Origin of the sequence: Paenibacillus sp. W4I10 (assembly GCF_030816325.1) — a bacterium.
GTDB lineage: Bacteria > Bacillota > Bacilli > Paenibacillales > Paenibacillaceae > Paenibacillus > Paenibacillus amylolyticus_B.
Genome location: NZ_JAUSXX010000001.1, coordinates 4,748,644 through 4,769,396 on the forward strand (window position 1 = coordinate 4,748,644; position 20,753 = coordinate 4,769,396).

At 47.6% G+C, this 20,753-nt stretch carries 22 protein-coding genes and 1 pseudogene; 13 read left to right on the plus strand and 10 right to left on the minus strand.

What is annotated here, in order from left to right:
* Window positions 1-30: 30 nt before the first annotated feature.
* The 3 genes and pseudogenes from QF049_RS21260 to QF049_RS21270 form a co-directional block, all read right to left on the minus strand.
* Window positions 31-213 carry a type A2 lanthipeptide gene (locus tag QF049_RS21260; RefSeq protein ID WP_307540401.1) on the minus strand — a complete coding sequence of 61 codons (183 nt, stop codon included), beginning with the start codon at window positions 211-213 and terminating at the stop codon, window positions 31-33.
* Window positions 214-491: 278 nt separating this feature from the next.
* Window positions 492-1,874 (minus strand): sensor histidine kinase, encoded by a 1,383-nt coding sequence (locus tag QF049_RS21265; protein WP_307540403.1) that lies wholly within the window; start codon window positions 1,872-1,874, stop codon window positions 492-494.
* Window positions 1,874-2,588 (minus strand): annotated as a pseudogene (locus QF049_RS21270) (response regulator transcription factor). Before QF049_RS21270 ends, QF049_RS21265 begins: the two are co-directional and overlap by 1 nt.
* A 156-nt stretch (window positions 2,589-2,744) precedes the next feature.
* On the opposite strand from QF049_RS21270, the gene QF049_RS21275 reads away from it, so the two are divergent.
* The 4 genes from QF049_RS21275 to QF049_RS21290 are packed head-to-tail and all read left to right on the plus strand — an operon-like array spanning window position 2,745 to window position 5,538.
* Window positions 2,745-3,662 (plus strand): ABC transporter ATP-binding protein, encoded by a 918-nt coding sequence (locus QF049_RS21275; RefSeq protein WP_307543362.1) that lies wholly within the window; start codon window positions 2,745-2,747, stop codon window positions 3,660-3,662.
* Window positions 3,662-4,411: an ABC transporter permease gene (locus QF049_RS21280; RefSeq protein WP_307540405.1), complete on the plus strand. Its 750-nt coding sequence runs from the start codon at window positions 3,662-3,664 to the stop codon at window positions 4,409-4,411. The genes QF049_RS21275 and QF049_RS21280 overlap by 1 nt, the downstream gene beginning before the upstream one ends.
* Window positions 4,412-4,423: 12 nt before the next feature.
* Entirely contained in the window at window positions 4,424-5,155 is a 732-nt protein-coding gene (locus QF049_RS21285) for an ABC transporter permease (protein WP_307540407.1), read from the plus strand.
* 29 nt (window positions 5,156-5,184) lie between these two features.
* Window positions 5,185-5,538 (plus strand): YxeA family protein, encoded by a 354-nt coding sequence (locus QF049_RS21290; RefSeq protein ID WP_307540409.1) that lies wholly within the window; start codon window positions 5,185-5,187, stop codon window positions 5,536-5,538.
* 85 nt (window positions 5,539-5,623) lie between these two features.
* Here QF049_RS21290 and QF049_RS21295 read toward each other — a convergent pair whose 3' ends face one another.
* On the minus strand, window positions 5,624-6,262 hold the full coding sequence (locus tag QF049_RS21295; RefSeq protein ID WP_307540411.1) for a DUF445 family protein: 639 nt from the start codon (window positions 6,260-6,262) through the stop codon (window positions 5,624-5,626).
* Between the two features lie 34 nt (window positions 6,263-6,296).
* Window positions 6,297-6,881 (minus strand): DUF445 family protein, encoded by a 585-nt coding sequence (locus QF049_RS21300; protein WP_307540413.1) that lies wholly within the window; start codon window positions 6,879-6,881, stop codon window positions 6,297-6,299.
* A gap of 334 nt (window positions 6,882-7,215) precedes the next feature.
* Here QF049_RS21300 and QF049_RS21305 point away from each other — a divergent pair, with 334 nt between their 5' ends.
* The 4 genes from QF049_RS21305 (at window position 7,216) to QF049_RS21320 (ending at window position 9,683) form a co-directional block, all read left to right on the plus strand.
* Window positions 7,216-8,043 carry an aldo/keto reductase gene (locus QF049_RS21305; protein ID WP_307540415.1) on the plus strand — a complete coding sequence of 276 codons (828 nt, stop codon included), beginning with the start codon at window positions 7,216-7,218 and terminating at the stop codon, window positions 8,041-8,043.
* A 274-nt stretch (window positions 8,044-8,317) separates the two neighbouring features.
* The gene (locus tag QF049_RS21310) at window positions 8,318-8,698 is read left to right on the plus strand and encodes an RNA polymerase sigma factor (RefSeq protein WP_307540418.1); all 381 of its coding nucleotides are present in this window, start codon (window positions 8,318-8,320) and stop codon (window positions 8,696-8,698) included.
* Entirely contained in the window at window positions 8,638-8,835 is a 198-nt protein-coding gene (locus tag QF049_RS21315; protein WP_307540419.1) for an RNA polymerase sigma factor, read from the plus strand. The genes QF049_RS21310 and QF049_RS21315 overlap by 61 nt, the downstream gene beginning before the upstream one ends.
* Entirely contained in the window at window positions 8,832-9,683 is an 852-nt protein-coding gene (locus QF049_RS21320) for a hypothetical protein (RefSeq protein WP_307540422.1), read from the plus strand. Before QF049_RS21315 ends, QF049_RS21320 begins: the two co-directional genes overlap by 4 nt.
* Before the next feature lie 150 nt (window positions 9,684-9,833).
* Here the strand turns inward: QF049_RS21320 and QF049_RS21325 are convergent, their stop codons facing one another.
* Complete coding sequence (locus QF049_RS21325) at window positions 9,834-10,295, minus strand: cupin domain-containing protein (protein WP_017691032.1); 462 nt, start codon at window positions 10,293-10,295, stop codon at window positions 9,834-9,836.
* A gap of 256 nt (window positions 10,296-10,551) precedes the next feature.
* Here QF049_RS21325 and QF049_RS21330 point away from each other — a divergent pair, with 256 nt between their 5' ends.
* The gene (locus tag QF049_RS21330; RefSeq protein ID WP_253429372.1) at window positions 10,552-11,403 is read left to right on the plus strand and encodes an AraC family transcriptional regulator; all 852 of its coding nucleotides are present in this window, start codon (window positions 10,552-10,554) and stop codon (window positions 11,401-11,403) included.
* A gap of 152 nt (window positions 11,404-11,555) precedes the next feature.
* Here QF049_RS21330 and QF049_RS21335 read toward each other — a convergent pair whose 3' ends face one another.
* Entirely contained in the window at window positions 11,556-13,169 is a 1,614-nt protein-coding gene (locus QF049_RS21335; protein ID WP_307540426.1) for a glycoside hydrolase family 28 protein, read from the minus strand.
* 480 nt (window positions 13,170-13,649) lie between these two features.
* On the opposite strand from QF049_RS21335, the gene QF049_RS21340 reads away from it, so the two are divergent.
* The 4 genes from QF049_RS21340 (at window position 13,650) to QF049_RS21355 (ending at window position 16,956) form a co-directional block, all read left to right on the plus strand.
* On the plus strand, window positions 13,650-14,378 hold the full coding sequence (locus QF049_RS21340) for an amino acid ABC transporter ATP-binding protein (RefSeq protein WP_051449904.1): 729 nt from the start codon (window positions 13,650-13,652) through the stop codon (window positions 14,376-14,378).
* Window positions 14,379-14,417: 39 nt separating this feature from the next.
* Entirely contained in the window at window positions 14,418-15,257 is an 840-nt protein-coding gene (locus QF049_RS21345) for a transporter substrate-binding domain-containing protein (protein WP_307540428.1), read from the plus strand.
* 101 nt (window positions 15,258-15,358) lie between these two features.
* On the plus strand, window positions 15,359-16,081 hold the full coding sequence (locus QF049_RS21350) for an amino acid ABC transporter permease (protein WP_307540430.1): 723 nt from the start codon (window positions 15,359-15,361) through the stop codon (window positions 16,079-16,081).
* A 224-nt stretch (window positions 16,082-16,305) separates the two neighbouring features.
* Window positions 16,306-16,956, plus strand: coding sequence for an amino acid ABC transporter permease (locus QF049_RS21355; RefSeq protein ID WP_307540432.1), 651 nt, complete (start codon window positions 16,306-16,308; stop codon window positions 16,954-16,956).
* Between the two features lie 530 nt (window positions 16,957-17,486).
* On the opposite strand, the gene QF049_RS21360 is transcribed toward QF049_RS21355, so the two are convergent.
* From QF049_RS21360 to QF049_RS21370, 3 genes are all read right to left on the minus strand, one after another.
* The gene (locus QF049_RS21360) at window positions 17,487-18,824 is read right to left on the minus strand and encodes an FAD-dependent oxidoreductase (RefSeq protein ID WP_307543364.1); all 1,338 of its coding nucleotides are present in this window, start codon (window positions 18,822-18,824) and stop codon (window positions 17,487-17,489) included.
* Between the two features lie 78 nt (window positions 18,825-18,902).
* Window positions 18,903-19,757, minus strand: coding sequence for a carbohydrate ABC transporter permease (locus QF049_RS21365; protein ID WP_307540434.1), 855 nt, complete (start codon window positions 19,755-19,757; stop codon window positions 18,903-18,905).
* A complete protein-coding gene (locus QF049_RS21370) occupies window positions 19,741-20,655 on the minus strand; it encodes a carbohydrate ABC transporter permease (protein ID WP_307540436.1) in 915 nt (304 codons plus the stop codon). Before QF049_RS21370 ends, QF049_RS21365 begins: the two co-directional genes overlap by 17 nt.
* Window positions 20,656-20,753 lie beyond the last annotated feature (98 nt).

Below are 20,753 nucleotides of genomic sequence, written 5' to 3' on the forward strand. Positions count from 1 at the left end.
CAGCTATGTGCTTGAAGATGAGAGTAAAATTTAACAACAAGTAAGCCAGGAAGAAGGTGAAACCGAATTATAATGACATTCATGACTTACCGTACAAAATACACCGCCGCTAGCTTGAGCATCAATTACAGATACCGCCCCTGTAATGACCATAAGCTCGTCATCACTGATGTCCTCGATTGATCGCAATGCTTCGAGATTGAATTGTTTCATTGAAAAAACCTCCATTCGAATTTTTTTTATATGTATAGCTTATAAAAAGCTAAACACCAATGTTGAACTCAACTGCAGGATATTGTAAAATATTTAAATTATGTAATTATTTTCTATATATTTATTCTAGCATAATTTGCTAGTTTTTGTAAATCCATTTTTGGCATTTCACCACCATTTGACAAAATAAATCGCTTTTACTATATTCACAACAAAATGGTGTTATTTCGTTGTTAAATGCACAAAATTTTAAATACCTGTCCAAGGCAGGTGTTTTTCTAAGTAGCAGGCAACTGCAAAGCAGCTCTAAGGCCTTCCCCACTATCACTCTCAAGAATAAGCTTTCCCCGATGAGCCTGCGCAATCCTCGATACCATTGGAAGCCCCAGGCCATGTCCCTGACGGGAAGGCCGTACGCGCCCTGCCGCATAGGGGAGAACCACCACATCGTCCAGATACTCTTTTGGAATTCCTTTTCCATCATCTGACACCACAAATTCACAACATACATCCTCAGCTGCACGCATCGTTTCCAGCACAATTGCACACCCCTCCGGGTTATGCGTGATACTGTTTTGTACCAAATTCGTTACTGCACGATACAATAATCGTTCATCCCCCATAACATGAAGACTCTCGTCCTGAACATGAAGCGAGATTGGATAACGTTCATCCAGTCCATTATTCAAAAAATCCGACACAGCCTGCCTTGCTAGTACCGAGAGTCGAATCGACTTCAACTGTAGAGGCTGCATCTCATACTCCAGCATGGATACCAGGTTTAGATCACTGACCAGTGACCGCAGGCGTTCACCCTGGCGACGAATAATGGAGGCCTGCTGTTTGTGCTCGGCTGGCAAATCCGATTGCTCCTCCAACTCACTCGCGTAACCCAGAATCATGGACAAGGGTGTCCGTATATCATGAGAAATGCCTGCGATCCAGTTGGATCGCGCTTCATCTCTCGCTTTTAGAGCATCATCCTTGTCCTGAAGCATACGGGATGTTGAATTAATGCTTTGTGACAGATCATTAAATATACCTTTGGTTTCGACGTGAACAGGCTCTTCCTTTGCCAATGCGTGAATGCCATGGATTAACGGTCGAATACTACGGATCACCCGCGTTCCAATGAGTATGGATACTAGTAGAGCAAGAGCCACATTACACACCAACAATAGTATGATCCGAATAGGCAATGACTTGAGCCACTCTGCCAGAAAGTCGAACTGGTATTTTCCGTACGTATTCTTAGGGTAGCCTACGACCAATAATCCATCTTCACGTTCCCATACGTACACCGGGTATTCCTTAAGATAGTATCGCGAGAACTTCGCAACATCCGTCACATTATAAGAGCGCGGGATTTCAGCCGGAAGCCGTTCGCTCCACTGTACCTTGCCATGGGGATCGAGCAGCATCGCCCAAGCCTGATATGTATCCAGCAGTTGCATTCCATCGCTGTTTAGCGCATAGTCCCCCTGCTCGCCCTTACTCAGGCCACTGGCCATCTGTTTCACAACCGCACCGGGGGAAGGACCCTCATGAATTTCCTTGAAGATCAGCGAACCTAGCAGAATTAGATTGAACAATAACAGCACCACAGATACCAGAATGGTAGATCCTACAAACTTTCTTAGAATTCGAACAACGCCATCCATCACCTAGACTCCTGAGCCATCAGTTTGTAACCAAGTCCCCGAACGGTTAGCAAAAATACCGGTTTGGATGGGTCTTCCTCAATCTTCTCCCGGATTCGCCGAACATGCACCATCAGTGTATTTTCATAACCATAACTCTCGTCTCCCCATACGGCCTGACACAGGGCATCACTGGTTACAATCCGGCCTTGATTCTCATACAACTTGATCAGTATGGCGTGCTCCTTAGCTGTCAATGGAAGCTCCCTGTCTGTCCCCTGTACAACAGCACTCTCCAGATCAATGGTTTGTTCACCTAAACGGAATACTGGCAATCTCTCCACCGTATTGGAGGCATATACCCGCTTCAGAATAGCCATCAGCCTGAGAATCAACTCTCTTGGCAGAAAGGGCTTGACCATATAATCATCAGCTCCCAGCCCCCAGACCGAGCAATCGATCCTCATCTTCACCACGTGCCGACAGAAACAGAACAGGCATGTCCGAGAATGACCGGATCGAAGAGAGCAGAGAGAACCCATCCCCATCTGGAAGCATCACGTCCAGGATTGCTGCATCCGGCTTTTCAAGCCTGCATACTGCCAAGGCATTCACGAAGTTATCGGCCGTATAGACCCGAAAAAAACCTTCTTTACGTAAAAAACGTTCAATCATTTCCCGTATCTCAGGTTCATCATCTACGATCAATATTTTCTTATTCTTCAATAATTCCATTGATATCACCCTTTTTATTATACATCATAAAGGCATTCATCCGATATTTTCCATTTCCATTTAAGGTAATTGTAAGGTTATCTTCAGCCACGAGCAAGAAGCCTGATCTATATTTAGAGCAACTGAGATATTAGTGAAATGGAGTTGAGATCAATGATAAATTCTTCCCCCATCGTGGAAACGCATAACCTGTCCAAATCTTATGGCGGCACTAACCGCGTACACCAGGTTAATCTGGCAGTTGAGACGGGACAGATTTTTGGCTTCCTGGGTCCGAACGGAGCAGGCAAAACAACCACATTAAAAATGCTGTTGGGTTTGATCAAACCCACCGAAGGTACTGTGAAGGTGTTCGGCAAAGATCTGAATAAACATCGCCCTTCCATTCTGAATCAGACAGGTTCACTGATCGAATCCCCATCTTATTACGGCCACTTGACTGGACTTGAGAATATGAAAGTCATGCAGCGACTGCGGAACGTACCGAACAAAAATATTGATGAAGCCCTCAAAATTGTCCGGCTCGAAAATCAAAAACATAAGCAGGCCGATCAGTATTCCCTAGGGATGAAGCAACGACTCGGTATTGCCATGGCCCTGCTTGCCTTCCCAAGCCTGCTTATTCTGGATGAGCCTACAAACGGACTTGATCCGGCTGGAATCGGTGAGATCCGGGAATTAATCAAGTCCCTTCCGGGTCAATATGGCATAACAGTCCTGTTATCCAGCCACCTGTTGTCAGAGATCGAACAGATTGCTACCTCGGTCGGGATTATCAGTGATGGCAAGTTGCTGTTTCAGGGAACCATGCAGAGCCTTCAAGCCAATAACAAGACCACCATTCGTTTTCAGACAACAGACACGACAAGGGCAGAGAAAATCCTTTTGACTCAAGGCTACATGCCCACAGTTCATGGAAAACAGTTGGTGTTCAACTATCTTCGTGACGAGGAAGTCTCTCGGATGAACAAGGTGCTGGTAGAACACGATATCCCCGTGATCCGAATCGAGGAACACAAGAAAAGTCTGGAAGACATATTCCTGGATTTGACCGGAAAGGAGCGGAGCCTGTAATGAAAGCTCTATCCCTGGAGTATTATAAAATCCGCCGCAAAAGGATCTGGGTCATGCTATCCCTTTTTCTGGCCGCAGAAATGATCTGGGCCTCCATGTCTATGAGCATCTCCATCTCCCGAAGTGCAGCCAATGCGAGTTGGGAAGCCTTGATCTTCAGCATCGCTTCCATGAACGGACTGTTCCTGCCCATTATATCGGCTATCGTTGTATCCCGCATCTGTGACATGGAGCATAAGGGGAACACATGGAAGATGCTGATGACAACCAACATCGGACGTAATCATGTCTACACAGCCAAGTACATATGTGCGAACAGCCTGATTCTGTATGGTATTCTTGCGCAAGCTGTGTTCATTGTCGGTTTCGGTCTATCCAAAAACATTTCCGGCCCGCTACCATTCTCCCTGCTGATGCAGTTCGTTATAGGCACACTGCTAACTACACTCGCGATAACCGCTCTTCAACAATGGCTGTCTCTTACGGTACGCAATCAGGCTTTTGCGTTATGTCTGGGTATGCTGGGCGGCTTCATTGGTACAACATCGGGGTTGTTTCCTGCAGGTGTACGTCACCTTTTCATATGGTCTTACTACATGGATCTGAATCCAGTCACTTACATTTACAGCGCAACTTCGGGTACCTATGTATCGGGTATGCTGCCTGTCGGTCTTTTCTTAGCCGCCTTGTTGATGGCTGCCATCTTCTATTTTGCAGGGAATATTCATGCTTCAAGAAAAGAGATTTGAGGAGGGAAACACATGCTGAGGAGCATTTCCGCCGAATGGCTTAAACTTCGGCATTCCCGGATCAGTCTGGTACTGGCCATTCTGCCTATTATCAGCCTGCTTATCGGATGCTTTAACTTTTATTTCAATCAAGCGGCTTTACAAAACGGGTGGTACAGCCTGTGGACACAGGTCAGTTTATTTTACGGGGAATTCTTTCTACCTATCCTAATCGCTATCTGTTGTGCCTTTGTATGCCGCCTGGAACACAGCAATCGCAACTGGAACATGATTCTGGCTTCTCCGGTTTCGGTCACCAGCCTGTTTGTTGCCAAGTTGGTCATTGTCGGCATATTGATCTTCTCGGCCCAAACCTTCTTCATGCTCATGTACTGGGCAGCAGGCCAACTGTTCGTCATTCCAGGTCCGTTCCCGATGGAGACCGTCGTATGGAGCCTGCGAGGATGGTTTGCTTCTATCTCTATTGCTGCACTGCAACTAGGGTTGTCGATCCGAATAAGAAGCTTTGCCACGCCAATTGGCATCAGCCTTTGTGCAGTTTTTCTGGGACTAGGCATGTATGTGCTGAAAATCGGCATGTTATTCCCCTACTCCTTGTTAACTATAGGCATGGGCGTTCTGAGTCAAAAGGGACTGACATCCTCGGAGAATATCTTCTTTCTGTTCATGAACAGTCTCTTTATCCTTCTGTTTGCTACCTGGTCGATCCGCCGCCTAAAATATAAAGACATCGCATCGTCCTAAATTTACCGAGATCAAAGGAGGACAAGAACATGAAAAAAGCATTCACCATTCTCGCATTGGTACTTGTTATTCTAACTTGCCTGTGGCTCTTCTTCATGGACCCTGCTAAATTGACTCCCGATAACCCTGCCGGCAAAACAACCTACTATACCATTGTGAACCAGGCTACAGTCAACAAGGATGACAATGACAGATATGCTTATGAACTGATCGGCTATACAGACGAAGGAAAATCCAAAACACTCAGCTTCTCTACCAGTAAGCTACTCAAAAATGGGGCCTATCTGAAACTATATGTATCCACGCTGCGTGGTGTTACACACTGGGAAGAGGTCACAGGGGACGATCTGCCGGGGCAAGCCAAGCAGTTAACCTCTAAATAGAAAAAAGATGCGTCTCTATATCTCCATTGATATTTGCATAACAAAAAGAGCCTTGCCCCATTACTTCAAGGGTGGCTCTTTTAGGTTATGCCAATGCCATCTGCAGCGCAGTCAGCGCAATCCCGATAACAAATCCGGTAACGGCTCCGTTGATCCGAATCCATTGCAGATCCTGTCCAACCTTATCCTCAATCATCGAAACCAAAGTGGCATTGTCCATTTTGTCCACATTTTCGCGTACCAGTTTACCGATTTTGGAATGGTTTTTCTCCAGCAGTGTTGTGACACCATTTACAATCTTGGCATTCATGCCTGTCATCAACTCGTCATCTGCCCGCAGATCAACCAATACCCGCTCAATGGCTGGCAGTGCATACGTATCTACATACTGTCCATCTTCCATCGCGGCGAGCGCCTTGTCTCTCAGTTCGGTGAGTTTGTTCAGCACCGTTTCCTCTGCGTTCCAGCCCTCCAACATATTGTTCTTCCAACTGTTGATTCCATCTTGCATAGCCTCGCTCATTGCCAAACGCACCGTCTGGGTACGTACCATATCAAGCACCTTGTACCTTAGAGCGCTGCCCTCACGTTTCATATCCTCTACCCGCTCAAACAGATATCCTTGCAAAATGCCACCCAGACGCTCCTCGTTCATATAACCCAGGAACGCATTCATCGCAAACTGCATCAATCCGTTCATCTGAATGCCACTGATGGCTTTCATGCCGCTTTCCCCCAAAAACATGATCGTCTCGGGTTTAAACCAGCCACTCCTCGGCTTGCTTCAGTCCGTAGTCCAGCGCTTTGGCGTCGTAACCCCGCTCTGTCATCTGATGGGCAGCCCGTTCCAGAATCGGACCCAGATCAAAGGCGCCTGCCTGTGACTTGATCTCATGTGCTACGAGCGGAGCAATCTGCTCTAACGGCAGACCAGCCAGAATTCGTTTGCAGAGCGTATCAATCATGATCTTGATCCCGTCACTGTGAAGCTCACGTGTCAACGTATCGAGCACCGTCTCTGCTGCTTTGAAATCTGCAATTTTCTCGGTAATGCTGTCTTTGTTGAGCAAGTTATTCTCTACTGCGGAGACCAGACCTTCCGTCATTTTATCCCGATTTTTCGGCAGCAATGCCGTATGCGGAATTGGAATGCCGAGCGGGTGACGGAATAATGCAGTAACTGCGAACCAGTCCGCAAGTCCTCCCACGAGTCCCGCTTCAAATGATCCTACCAGCAACTTGCCCACAGGAACGCCCTGGAACGGCAAGGATGCAGCAAATCCTGCTCCCATTACCACGAGAGACCAGGCTGCTGCTTTTTTGGTTTGTTTAGGTTTAGCCATTGTATTCTTGCTCCTTTATCATTAAATCGCACGGCCCGGCCTGTACCCGATTCCGCACTTCTTCGTTTCTTATGTAAACTCTCCCCTAGCGAAGTCTTAACTTCCATATTTCGTATACTTCATCTTATCACCCACAAGCGTCAAAACCAAACCTCTGGTTGAAGAAAAAGGACATTTGTTGTGTTTACGTCGTAAAACGGACCGCTCCCTTTTCCTATACCAGGAATAATTTAGTATAATCAATCATAACGGCCCTTTGATATCGATTGGCTGCTGAACAGCAGGGTAATTACATAGTGGAACAATGAATCAATCAGAGGAGGAATTTCGGACCATGAAACACGTGCAGGACACAACCACGCTCTATAACGGAGTCAAAATGCCATGGCTAGGTTTTGGGGTATTCAAAGTTAAAGACGGAGACGAAGTCGTTCATGCTGTCAAAACGGCCATTCAAGCTGGTTATCGCAGCATCGATACAGCGAAAGCGTATAACAATGAAACGGGTGTTGCTCAGGGTATTCGTGAATCCGGAGTAGCCCGTGAAGATCTGTTCATTACTACGAAAGTATGGAATAGCGATCAGGGATATGAATCCACACTGGCCGCCTTCGAAGCAAGCATGGAACGACTCGAACTGGAGTACCTGGATCTCTATCTCATCCACTGGCCGGTCAAAGGCAAGTATAAAGATACATGGAGAGCGCTGGAAAAACTCCAAAAGGAAGGACGCATCCGCGCAATCGGGGTGAGCAATTTCCAGATTCATCATCTGGAAGACCTCATGATTGATGCCACGGTCAAACCTGCAGTCAATCAGGTCGAGCTTCATCCACTTTTGATTCAATCGGAGCTTCGTGAGTATTGCAACAAACATCAGATTCAGATCGAAGCCTGGTCTCCGCTTGGACAAGGTCATCTGATGGATCATCCGTTGCTTCAGGATATCGCTGCCAAATACAGCAAGTCCCCCGCACAAGTCATTCTGCGCTGGGATCTGCAGAACGGCATCGTGACCATACCAAAATCCGTCACGCCTGAGCGTATTCGCGCGAACGCCGATCTCTACGATTTTGAGTTAACTTCGGAAGAAGTAGAGCAGATTAACGGACTGAACGAGAACAAACGCTTTGGTTCGGATCCAGACAACTTTAACTTCTAATATAAGCAGATTAATTCTATTACACCCGCCTTCGATCTTAGAAGCGCGGGTGTTTTGGTATGTGATGTTATAGGCAATCTATTCGTTGTTAAGAATGGAGGCGAGGCTCGTTATCCTATTCAGGGCCGAAAGAAAAAAAGTTTTTTGACCGTTTAGAACTATTTCTTCTCCTCATCAGTCTAACGAGTGTCAAGCGAACTCAAGCACTTATATAGAATCCAGGCCTGGAACGAGCGGTGACTTGAATATTTAGGTTTATCAGGGGGGATCAGGAGTGATTAGACTGAACCATAGAAAGACAAAAGAAGAACAGTTCAGCGAAAAAATAACAGAGATTCAAAATAAATTATATCGACTGGCATACTGCTATGTTAAAAATGAACAAGAAGCGCTGGATATCGTATCCGAAGCGGTCTATAAAGGGTTCATCGCTTATGGAAAGATGGAGTCCATGACTTATTTTGATTCCTGGATGTCACGAATCGTGATTAACACAGCGATAGATCATATTCGACGCAACCAACGAGTGACCTATATGGAGGATATGTACAGGAGTTTGTGGCTCCAGAGCGAGGGGCATCCGTGGAAGAGAAAATGGATTTGTATGATGCACTGGATCGACTCGTGCCCGAAGATAGAGCTTATATTATATTAAAGTTCTTTGGTAATATGCGTTTCCGGGAGATCGCTGAAGTGCTCTCCCTGTCGGAGAATACCGTGAAGTCAAAATTCTATCGGATTATCAACAAATTAAAAATGGATTTAATCGAAGGAGAGGTTGGAGATCTATGACTAGTAAAGAACGTTATGAAAACATTGAAATTCCAGCTCAACTTCCAAATGTTATTCGTCGTGCCCAGCAAAAGGCTGCCGCTCGCAAAAGCTCCTCCCGTATCATTCGCTACGCTTCCATTCTGACAGCATGTGCTGCTTTTCTGTTCATAGTCAACATTCCTACTGTCGCAAACGCCATGGTCAAAATACCTGTGGTCGGAACGATTGTTCAGGTACTTCAATTCGGCGATGGCGGCAAGATTACCGATGGAGTAACCGTGGGATCGGAAGCAACCGAAAATACGCTTAAAATCAATTTTAGTACCGACGAACAGAATCAGGCCAATGATGCACCCCATTATAATGTGGTACACAAAGAAGCACCGAATCGTATCCTCTTCACTTTTAGCGGTGCACGTTACATGGATATAGAGAAAGTCAAGGCCGACTTTATGACCCAGCCTTTAGTGAAAGATGTATATGGTTCCATGATTTTAGACGACTCTTCCGTCGGATTCGTCGTTGTTTTAAAAGAAGGGGTACAGTATGCCGTAACGGAATTCAAGAACCCTGGATACCTGGAAGTGAAACTGACTTCCGACGGCAAACCGGTCACACCTCGGAAGGTATACTCTCTCCGCACAGAATCAATGCCTTTTGGAGAATCGATGGGTATAATTAAAGAATCCTATCCGGATGAGGACATCTCTTTCCTCAAAACGTCCACTGGTGAGTTTACAGCAGTTATTGGAGAATATCCTACCGCTGAAGAAGCTGAACAGAAGCTCAAAGAACTCGCCGGGCAACCGGATTATCATGAGGAGTTTTATGTGGACAGCTGGATGAGTAACGAAAATCCAAAGTGATCCGTCATCGCCAAAAGTGAGGCTGATCCAAAAGGGAATCCTACATCCCTGAACTGGGTTAGACCTCAGCATACTTAATACGCTCAATCCAAAAAAATCCCGATTCGGATGCCCTCAGCATCTCCAATCGGGATTTTCACATATCAAAACCTATTCGCTTTTGGATACCAGCTTGAAATCATCAAAGTGGAAACCTGGCGCTACTACGCAAGTTACCAGTACAGGCTCATCGCCCAGCGGACGCGCTGTCTGCCATACGCCGGCAGGAACGAGCACCTGTGGTGATTGCCCCGCAGCAATATCCATCCCCAGAACAAGAACTTCCTCGTTCTCCGGGTTCTCCCCATTGCCACCCAGCTTCAGTTCAACTGGACTGCCGCTGTGCCACAGCCAAAGTTCATCAGACAGAACCGTATGCCACTCGGAGATCTCATGTGCGTGTAGCAGGAAATACGTGGAACTTGCCGAGAATCGTGGGCCGGAGTATGTATCCGGCAGAACGGACTGTGGAATCTGATAAGATGCCTTCCATTCTTCCTTATACCAACCGCCTTCAACGTGAGGCTGCATATTGAGTGCAGCAACCAATGGCGATAATTCATGTGTCGTCATAACCTGTTTCCTTCCTTCCAAATCATATTGGAGACACTCCTTAACCAGAGTTTGGCCTCTCTCCCCCTACTCTAAAACATCATTCAAGTTTTGTCACCTTGACAGCTCACATGGGCCATGCCAGATTCGTTCTTTCGGTATTTAACGATATATTAAAGAAATATTTCATTTCCAATGATAGCGTTTACAAAAAGATGGATTTTCCGTTATGATATGGATATCGTTGTTAATCCGTGAAGCAGAGGGGAGCTGTACCATGAGTCTCATAGAAGATCGGATTGGACCCAAATATCGAATCGGTGAACATTCATTTACCATTGAACATATGCGCAGACATGATGGGAACGGTATGCCTAAGCCTCACGCTCATCCATTCTACGAACTGTATTACCTGCTTGAAGGTGAACGCGTTTATTCCATGAATGGTCAGATTCTGTCCGCCCGCAAGGGTGATTTTATTCTGATTAATCCACACGATGTACATACCACCTCCAAAGGAAGTATTCCCGGCTTCGAACGGATTTTAATCGGTTTTTCGCCTGCTTTTGCAACGGGGATGGAACTTGGCATATGTGGTCTGCTGCCTTTTAATTGTTCAAGGCTCCTTCGCCTGCCTGAAGCGGAACAGCCCGAGATGGAGCGTATATTGTGGCAGATGCTGCAAGAATGCAAAGAGCGACGCCCTCACTATGAGATTGCGGTCAGAAGTCTGCTTGCCCAACTTTTGATCCGTATTCATCGGGTGGAGGAGGACATCCGGCAGTCATGCCCTGGTCCTTTACATCCGATGCAGGACAAAATCAGTGAAATCGTTACATATGTGAACAGTAACTACACCCAACCACTTACGCTGGAGGGTGCAGCAAATCGTTTTTATATCAGTCCATCCTATCTGAGTCGAATGTTCAGCCGATTTACCGGGTTTCGATTTAGTGAATATTTACGGGTTGTTCGTGTCCGAGAGGCACAACGAAGATTGCTGTCGACACAAGAGCGTGTACAAATGATCGCAGAGAAGGTAGGTTTTGAGCATACGGCTCATTTTAACAAAACATTCAAACAAGTCACTGGTACAACACCGCTGCGCTATCGCAAGGAACACCGGTAGATCATCAGATAACTTCATATAAAAGCCGAGTGGGTAGCCTTGCTCCAGAGATTACGTATTCCTTATATCAAAAGGCATCGCGATTACTGGATCTATGGCTACGCCACTACGACTGAATTGGACCAACTTGTATAAACCCTACTAAATACCTTTTACCTGCGAATGATCACACCACTTCGCACCTCGGGACCCACAGAGACCTGACGACCGTCTGTGTCAGCATCGACTTCACGACATACAATGCCTGCGGACTCGTGTCCGGTCACTATCAGAAGTCGGCCATCCGCACCCTTGCCCTGAATGCTCTCTAACTCCGCCCCTTTGCACTGGTGCAAATGAACCAGCGGACCTTCGGTAATCTGCGCCTGCAATTCAGCGATATGCAGATGTTTTGCATGAGCACATTGGATACCACTGCGAGCTTGCACGTTGTAACGCTGGATGATCACCCCATCCAAAGGCAGTTCCGGCAACCCACTTATGAGCAACGCAGTGTCAGCACCGGCACAGACCACATCCGATATGCGAATATCCCGGAACACCGGCGTCTCCTCGTTAATCTCCTGAGACAAGTCACTGCCCCGGGCAGACCCCTCCTGATTTGCATAGAAAAAGGAAAACGAGATCGCTTCCATAATGATATCTTTCATATATATGCGCTCAATCTGAATGTCCTCAACCACTCCGCCGCGCCCACGTGCGCTTTTGAAGCGAAGTCCAATGTCCGTGCCGATAAACGTACAATCCGACACACGCACATGCCGCACACCACCGGACATTTCACTGCCAATTACAAACCCGCCATGACCGTGATACACCGTGCAATCCCGAATGGTGATGTACTCCGATGGAAGACCCAGTTCACGGCCTTCGGCATCCTTGCCTGATTTCAGACAGATCGCATCATCACCGACATCGAATACACTCTTCTCCACCACCACATGACGACAGGATTCAACGTCCAGCCCATCTCCATTCTGAGAAAACCACGGATTCCGCACACTCACGTTACGAATGGTGACATGCTCAGATGCCCAGGGGTGCAGATTCCATGCAGGCGAGTTCTGGAACGTTGGACCGTCCAGCAATACCCGTTTGCATCTCCGTAAACTGACCATGTTGGGACGTAAAAAGTCTCTGACTTTTTCATAGGCAGCGACATCACGTACCTGCTCCTGATGCAATCGATTCGCAATGGTGCCGCCTTCAAGTGCAGCTGTGGTAGGCCACCAGATTTCTTCATCTCCGCCGGATTGCTCTACAACACCACCAGAAGCGACCAATTGGTTCCATTGTGAAGTGGTCATTTTGGAGCGTTTTACCGGACGCCATGCCTCCCCGCCCCCATCCCATATCCCCTCACCAGTAATCGCAATATCCTCCAGTTGATCTCCATCGATCGGGGATTGGCAGCGTACCACCTGCCAGCCTTCGAAGCTTGATGCAATTAATGGGTATTGATCAAAATCTCGGCTAAATGTAACCAGTGCCCCTGCTTCCACATGTAGTTCGATACGGCTGCGCATTACAATCGGGCCTGTGAGCCATACCCCGGCAGGAATTACGATTCTTCCACCTCCTGCTTCAGCACATGAAGCGATGGCAAGTCGGAACATCTCCGTATTATCTGTTACGCCGTCTCCAACAGCTCCATAGTCTGTAAGCTGAAAATCTTGAGAAGGAATGACAGGCAAATTGGCTTCATAAGCTCGAACATCGGACTGGGCACCTGCTCCTGTCGACATTGGGGAGTGATATGTATTCATCGTGCAGAATCATCCTCTCTACATGTAATGGAATTGTTATGGGATCAATACATCGCTTTTACTTTCCTTACTTACGTTCAAACGGACGCTCTCTCACTCCATCATATCAATGGCATGACGTGTAGGGTTGAGCTTTCTTGCCATGTACACGTGGAACTTGATGCTATTTGTTTTGTTAATCAGAGTCATAAATCAAACATCACTTTCAGTATACTCTATACAACTATTCCAAAGGTTGGAAAACAACTAGGAGAATAGATTCATTTTTCTGTCAGGATTCGTCACAAGGCATTTAAAAACATGACAGATATATAACACATTTTCTGGCTATAGCCCTAGGAAACCTATTACTTATGTCATGTTTTATCACAAACCAATTGCCATAAGCAGGATGACTATGTATGATTAAATAACTAGTTTCAATTTATTCCTTATTCTCCCTTTTACACACAGACGTTGCAGAAAGGATGGGGTGTACTCTTGATTGAATTTAGGGGTGTCCAGAAGCATTTCGGTCATTTTCATGTCCTCAAGGATATCCATCTTCACATTGAAGAAGGAGAAGTCGTCGTCATTATCGGACCTTCCGGCTCCGGCAAAAGCACGTTACTCCGCTGTATTAACCGCCTGGAGACCATTACCGAAGGTGAACTTGTCGTCAGTGGGATTCCTCTACATCAGAAAAAGGTGGACATTAACCTCTTCCGCCGTGACATCGGCATGGTATTTCAACACTTCAATCTTTATCCTCACAAAAAAGTCATCGATAACATTACCCTTGCACCCATGAAGGTGCGCAAACAACCCAAAGAACAGGCAGCCGCAACAGCTATGAAGTATCTGACCCGGGTGGGCATTGCCGACAAAGCAGACAGTTATCCCTCCCAGTTGTCCGGTGGGCAGCAACAACGGGTAGCCATCGCCAGAGGACTCGCCATGGAACCCAAAATCATGCTTTTTGACGAACCTACCTCTGCTCTCGATCCCGAGATGATCGGGGAAGTCCTCGATGTTATGCGTTCCCTTGCCCATAATGGCATGACTATGGTCGTCGTTACCCATGAGATGGGATTCGCCCGCGAAGTTGCGGACCGGGTCATCTTCATGGACGAAGGCCGAATTGTAGAAGAGGCCAACGCTGCTGAATTTTTTGACAACCCCAGAGAAGAACGAGCACAGCAATTCCTGAGCCGTCTGATTCATCATTGAGAATAATCCAATATTCCATTTTGAAAGGGGTCTTTATTCATGAAGAAATTATTGAAATGGCCATCATTTATGCTTGTCCTCATTCTCTCCCTTGTATTGTCAGGTTGTAGTACAGGTACAGATACACCTTCAGCGAGCGGTGGTGGTGGTGGTGGTGACGCCGAGGCGAAAGGCACGATTGAGCGGATTAAGGAACGTGGCAAGCTCATTGCCGGTGTGAAATACGATACGAAGCTGTTTGGCTTGAAAGATCCTGCAAGTGGCAACGTTGAAGGATTTGATATTGATATCGCCAAGGCACTCGCCAAACAGATCCTTGGAGATGAGACAAAGGTCGAACTGAAAGAGGTCACTTCCAAGACACGTATTCCCATGCTGCAAAATGGAGACATCGACATCATCATCGCCACAATGACAATTACGGATGAGCGTAAAGAACAAGTGGATTTCAGTGATGTTTATTTTGAAGCAGGCCAATCCCTGCTGGTGAAAAACGACAGTGCGATTACCGGCCTGGAAAGCCTCAGCGGAGTGAAAGTGCTCGCGGTGAAAGGCTCCACATCGGCTCAGAATATTCGAGAAAAAGCCCCGGATGCTGAGGTGCTTGAATTCGATAACTATCAGGATGCATTCACTGCTCTCAAAGCAGGTAAAGGCGAAGCGCTGACCACAGATAACATCATCCTCATCGGCATGCAACAGACGGATAACAGTTTCCATTTGGTTGGTGGCAATTTCACAAGTGAACCTTATGGTATGGCCATCCGCAAAGGCGACACTGCCTTCGTGGAAGAAGTCAACAAGCTGATCAAAAGCATGAAAGACAGCGGGGAATATGACACATTACATGAGAAATGGCTGGGCTCCAAGCCCGAGTAACCCGATTAATGATGAGCAAGCGGCGAATTCGTCTGCTGGATGCGATGCATGAGCAGACGTAATCGCCGTTTCTACATCTGGAGAACGGAGGCTTCGCCTATATGGGCACATTGGATTTCAGCGTACTGATGCGACACTCGGATCGTTTTCTGGAAGGATTCCTGAATACCATTCAAGTGAGCATTATGGCTCTCATTGGCAGCTTTATCCTTGGCGCGATCCTGGCTATCTTTCGGATATCCCCTGTGAAACCGCTGAACTGGATTGGCACGGCTTTTGTGGAATTTATCCGAAACATCCCATTGCTGTTGGTTGTATTTTTCTTCTATCTTGGACTGCCTGCACTCGGCATTTCGCTGGATGGATTTGTCTCCGGCACTCTGGGCCTAACCATCTATACGGCCGCTTTCATTGCCGAAGCGATCCGAGCGGGCATTCAGACTGTGCCGCGTGGACAACTGGAAGCAGCAAGGTCTTCCGGCTTGTCCTATGTACAGGCCATGAACCTGATCATTCTGCCCCAGGCCATCAAGATTGTACTGCCGTCCCTCGGCAACCAGTTCATCAATTTGGTCAAAAACTCCTCCATTCTTGCCGTTGTCGCCGGTATGGATCTTATGTATTTTGCCGACTTGGTTAACTCGGATACATTCCAACCGCTAAGTGTGTACACCATTGTTGCGTTGTTCTATCTGGTAATGACACTACCACTTAGCTTCTTGGTGCATTATATGGAGCGCAGGTTTGGACAGAGCGATGCAGAGGCGCGCAGCACCAAGGGCAAACCGAAGAAAAACAAACCGGCAGGTCAGGTCACCATGTAACAGATCGACTTGTACCTGGCGTAGATTTTCAGGGAGATATATTGGCTTGTCCATGTCGTTTAAATGAGTACTGGATCGTCTGTGTTTTGCTGGCATTGGTGATCATGTCACAGTGCATATTGTAATTCACTGCTACGGTGCTTGAGTTGATTTGTACACAGTCCATGCCCCATCTATTGATCTTCGATATTCCATTCCTGCATACAGAAGGAGGCTAATAAAATATGGACTTTAGCGGGGCCTATGCGTGGCCCAACCTTCGTTTCCTGCTTCAAGGATTCCTGATTACCCTGCAAGTGGCAGGGCTATCCATTATATTCAGCTTTGTGCTTGGCACTGTGCTGGGTACGATCCGGTTTACCCGTATCCCTGTTCTGTCACAGATCGTAGCGGTAATCGTGGATACGATCCGGAATCTGCCGTTGCTGCTCATCATTTTCTTCATCCACATGGTACTTCCGCAGCTCGGGATTAAAATGTCCGTCTTCTGGTCCACAGTTGTTGGACTGAGTCTGTTTGAAGGCGCGATGATCGCCGAGATCGTCCGTAGCGGTCTGAAGTCCGTTGAGCGCGGTCAGGTGGAAGCTGCCCGCTCCTCGGGCCTTAGCTACATGCAGACTCTCGGTGGCATCATCATGCCACAGGCGCTACGCCGCATGTCTCCGCCGATGGTCAGCCAATTCATCTCACTCCTGAAGGATACTTCATTGGCGATCATCATCTCTCTGCCGGAGCTGATGCACAACGTGCAGATCCTTGGCGGCCAAAGTTTCGATTATATTATCCCTGCCCTGCTGCTCGCTGCGGTATTGTATTTTGTCATCAACTACACGCTGTCCATTGTCGCAAGGCGACTTGAGGCACGCATGAATTGAATGACTGAATGAATGAATGAAGCGCGGAGAATAAGGCATGAAAATAATACGAAACATGAAGGAGCATGACGGAACCGAGACCTCGTGTTGATTAGAAGCGAAGGACTAGATATGAAGGAAAGAACCCATGGATGAAAAGAATGAGAGAGCCCCAAAGACCCCAGATCACCTATGCAGTGGATTTGGAGTCTTTGGGGCTCAGTTATGCTTATAAAATCAAACTCACGAGCTTCCCACCGATTTCTAACGAACCGGGGGAAGCTTATTCAGCCATTTTGGGGACAGTTTCTATTCTAACGAATCGTAGACGCTCTATTCTTCCGATTCACCCCGCCTTTACCCGCTATTTCAGGGTTTTGAGTGAAATAACTTCACTGAGATTCGTTACATTTTTCATCTCAGCTTATAGCCCCATATTAGACGTCTCAGGTTCGTTCGTTAAAACTTACACCACCGCGAAACGCCACGCCTACTATTAATGATTCATCCCGCTCCCACTCCTAATAATTCGCCCACAATCAGCTCATCCGCTAGATCGCCGCCCCGTTGCGACGTAATTCCGCCTGTAACAGCTCGATCGGCAGCTCCACTGGGTCCAGCTTCATCTTCACTGTTAGTGCAGCCGCCGTTCCCGCGGCCTCCCCGGTAGCCATACAGCTTGGAGTCAACCTTGTCGTTGCATGCGCCTCATGTGTGGTGGAGATGCAGCGTCCTGCCGCCAGCAGATTGCGGATATTGCGAGAGATCAGACAGCGATACGGAATATCATATGCCCCATCTCCCTCTATAAAGGCAGTCACAACACCTTGACCCGAAGGGTCATGGATATCAATCGGATAACCGCTTCTGGCAATCACATCGTCAAATTTCCGTCCTGCAACCACGTCCACCTGGGTCAATGCGTAATGACCTATAATTCGTCTGGATTCACGGATACCAATCTGCGGCGCTACTGCCGAGATCGAAGCCCGTTCGAATCCAGGCACATCATGCTGCAAAAACTCAGCAATCATCAGCACCTGCTTCCGGCCTTCCTGTTCCGCAGAGGTCAGATCCTCGGCATCTGTCGCATCGAGTCCCTGCACCCGGGTACAATTAATCAGCACTTCATCGTCAGCCGGTCCGGTAAAAAACAGCACTTGGTCGCGATTAATCGGCACACCCGCTTTTTTCCATTGGGAATAGAAGCCGCTCACCCCGGTTAACGGAATACTGTCCAGCTCTGCAAAAGGCGTTTTCACATAGAAATCCTCCGGATGCTCCTGCATGTATTGCTTCACTCGTCCAAGATCCACACCACGCATGCGAAATTTCATGGTCATCGGCTGAGACTGGTTATCGCCATCTCTCCCCTTCGCCACCGAAGCCCCTGCAAGATAAGCCAAATCCGCATCACCGCTTGCATCCACAAATACGTTCGCCTGAAACTCCTTTCGTCCAGACTTGTTTGTCACTCGCACCGCTTCCACCCGATCATCCCCAACGACCACTTCATCCACGAAGCTGTGCAATAACAGCCGGACACCAGCCTCCTGCAACATCTCTGCCGCAACCACCTGAAAGATGGCTGGATGGTACGGTGTGACACTGTGCACAAATCCAACCGTATCACGCAAATGCCCCGGGGAGCCGCCACGCATCTGCAAACGATCCACAATCTCCTGCGCAATACCTTTAATGACCTGCTCACCATGTTCCGTATGGAAAGTCATCCAGGGATAGACCATAGCGGCAGTGGACATCCCACCCACGAATCCGTATCGCTCCACCAGCACTGTGCGGACACCCTGTCGTCCAGCCGCAATGGCTGCCGCTATACCAGCTGGACCTCCGCCCACAATAACGACATCTGCCTCTTCCTTTTCCATGCTCATCCGTTCACGCAAATGTTGTCCCTCCTTCCGTTCTATTGCACGTATTGCTCGCCTTTGCACGTATTTCATGGCTTACTCTTTCAGTCCCGTCATGGCAACCCCCTCAATGAAGCGCCGTTGTGCCAGGAAAAAGACAATTAACAGTGGCAAGGTTGCCATGACGGTGGCACTCATCAGATATTGCCAGGCTGTGCCCACCTCATCTGTAAAGAGAGATAATCCAAGCGGCAGCGTCATTAGATCACGCGAGTTAATGAAAATCAACGGATCAAAAAACTCATTCCAGATGGTCACAAACGTGAAGATCGTCAGCGTAGCCATACCCGGCTTGGCAATAGGCAGCATAATTCGCGCATATATTCGGAATCGGTTGCAGCCGTCCATCATCGCCGCTTCCTCCAGTTCCGTTGGCACCGTAATGAAGAATTGCCGCATCACAAAAATGCCAAACACACCACCAGCGCCAAAGATCGGCAGCAAAATTAAAGGAAAATGGGTATCAATCCACCCCAGCTGCCGCATGAATAGAAACATCGGAATCGCTGTCACCTCATGGGGAATCATCATCGCACTTAGCAGGATGAGAAATACCACATTACGTCCCTTAAACGGAATTTTGGCGAATGCATAACCGGCGAGAGAGGCAAAGAATACTGTTCCCAGCACAACCAACGCAGAAATGTAGATACTGTTCCAATAAAAACGGTGAAACGGAATCAATCGAAAGACATCGATGTAGTTCTGAAATCGGAATGGTTCCGGTATCCACTGCGGTGGATAGGTGAATATGCTCTGGGGTTCCTTGAATGATGTCGATATCATCCAGATAAATGGCACAATCATAATGAGGGAAATCAGGGTCAGCAACAAGTACGTCCCAAGAGTACTTCCTATCTTCCGCCCCGAAGGACTAGGCATCGCCTTCATTGAATACCCACCTCTTTCGGAGCTGCCATTGCAGCAGCGTCAGAATTAGCACGATAAAGAAAAGCACATATGCGAGAGCAGAAGCGTAGCCAAACTGAAATAATTTGAATGCTTTTTCCCAGATATAATAAACCAATACCTTTGTGCTGTTGCTCGGCCCGCCCTGTGTCATCACATAGATCTGCCCGAATACTTTGAGTGAACCAATCACGGTCATGACTACTGTCAAAAACACTGTTGGCGTGATCATGGGCAGCGTGACGTGAAAAAAGGTTCCCCTTTTGCCCGCCCCGTCTAATGTTGCCGCTTCGTACAGTGAACGCGGTACCTGCTGAATGGCTGCAATGAACAGCACCATATTCAGACCGACATTTTTCAGCACACTTGTCACGATAACCGCTGGCATTGCCAAATCCTGATTGTAAAGCCAGGCCGGACCTTTAATGCCCAGCATCAACAGAAGCTGATTAATCAATCCCGACTCTGTCGCATACATCAGCTTCCACACGATGGCCCATACGATCAGCGAAGTCATGACCGGAACAAAGATCGCTGTTCGAAAAATTCCGATCCCCCGCAGATTTCTGGATAGCAGCAACGCGAGCAGCAGGGCGAGCACAATATTAAGCGGTACCAGCCCCGCTGTGAAATAAACCGTATTGGCGAGCACTTTCCAGAACATGGCGTCTGTCATAATATTCCGGTAATTATCCAATCCAATAAAATGATGATCTCCCAGCAGCGGCCAATCGGTCAGGCTCATGTATAACGCGAGACCCATGGGAAATAACAGCAGTAGCGTAAACCCAAGCACCATCGGCGATACAAACAGCCACCCCGCGATCTGGGCTTCTCTGGCGAGCGGTCCCCTTCTTTTGCGCTTGTGTGGATGGGTCACAATCAGGCCCCCCTTTTGTTATCAAACTTATCCCCTGAAGCTGAACTCTGCGACGATTCTATATAAGGTGAACTATACATTTACACAAGAACGTAGAG

Excerpts from the sequence above, each read along its gene's own strand:
- QF049_RS21260 (WP_307540401.1), bottom strand. The coding sequence starts at position 213 with ATGAAACAATTCAATCTCGAAGCATTGCGATCAATCGAGGACATCAGT.
- QF049_RS21265 (WP_307540403.1), bottom strand. The coding sequence starts at position 1,874 with ATGGATGGCGTTGTTCGAATTCTAAGAAAGTTTGTAGGATCTACCATT.
- QF049_RS21280 (WP_307540405.1), top strand. The coding sequence starts at position 3,662 with ATGAAAGCTCTATCCCTGGAGTATTATAAAATCCGCCGCAAAAGGATC.
- QF049_RS21285 (WP_307540407.1), top strand. The coding sequence starts at position 4,424 with ATGCTGAGGAGCATTTCCGCCGAATGGCTTAAACTTCGGCATTCCCGG.
- QF049_RS21290 (WP_307540409.1), top strand. The coding sequence starts at position 5,185 with ATGAAAAAAGCATTCACCATTCTCGCATTGGTACTTGTTATTCTAACT.
- QF049_RS21295 (WP_307540411.1), bottom strand. The coding sequence starts at position 6,262 with ATGAAAGCCATCAGTGGCATTCAGATGAACGGATTGATGCAGTTTGCG.
- QF049_RS21300 (WP_307540413.1), bottom strand. The coding sequence starts at position 6,881 with ATGGCTAAACCTAAACAAACCAAAAAAGCAGCAGCCTGGTCTCTCGTG.
- QF049_RS21305 (WP_307540415.1), top strand. The coding sequence starts at position 7,216 with ATGAAACACGTGCAGGACACAACCACGCTCTATAACGGAGTCAAAATG.
- QF049_RS21315 (WP_307540419.1), top strand. The coding sequence starts at position 8,638 with ATGGATTTGTATGATGCACTGGATCGACTCGTGCCCGAAGATAGAGCT.
- QF049_RS21320 (WP_307540422.1), top strand. The coding sequence starts at position 8,832 with ATGACTAGTAAAGAACGTTATGAAAACATTGAAATTCCAGCTCAACTT.
- QF049_RS21325 (WP_017691032.1), bottom strand. The coding sequence starts at position 10,295 with ATGACGACACATGAATTATCGCCATTGGTTGCTGCACTCAATATGCAG.
- QF049_RS21330 (WP_253429372.1), top strand. The coding sequence starts at position 10,552 with ATGAGTCTCATAGAAGATCGGATTGGACCCAAATATCGAATCGGTGAA.
- QF049_RS21335 (WP_307540426.1), bottom strand. The coding sequence starts at position 13,169 with ATGAATACATATCACTCCCCAATGTCGACAGGAGCAGGTGCCCAGTCC.
- QF049_RS21345 (WP_307540428.1), top strand. The coding sequence starts at position 14,418 with ATGAAGAAATTATTGAAATGGCCATCATTTATGCTTGTCCTCATTCTC.
- QF049_RS21350 (WP_307540430.1), top strand. The coding sequence starts at position 15,359 with ATGGGCACATTGGATTTCAGCGTACTGATGCGACACTCGGATCGTTTT.
- QF049_RS21355 (WP_307540432.1), top strand. The coding sequence starts at position 16,306 with ATGGACTTTAGCGGGGCCTATGCGTGGCCCAACCTTCGTTTCCTGCTT.
- QF049_RS21360 (WP_307543364.1), bottom strand. The coding sequence starts at position 18,824 with ATGGAAAAGGAAGAGGCAGATGTCGTTATTGTGGGCGGAGGTCCAGCT.
- QF049_RS21365 (WP_307540434.1), bottom strand. The coding sequence starts at position 19,757 with ATGAAGGCGATGCCTAGTCCTTCGGGGCGGAAGATAGGAAGTACTCTT.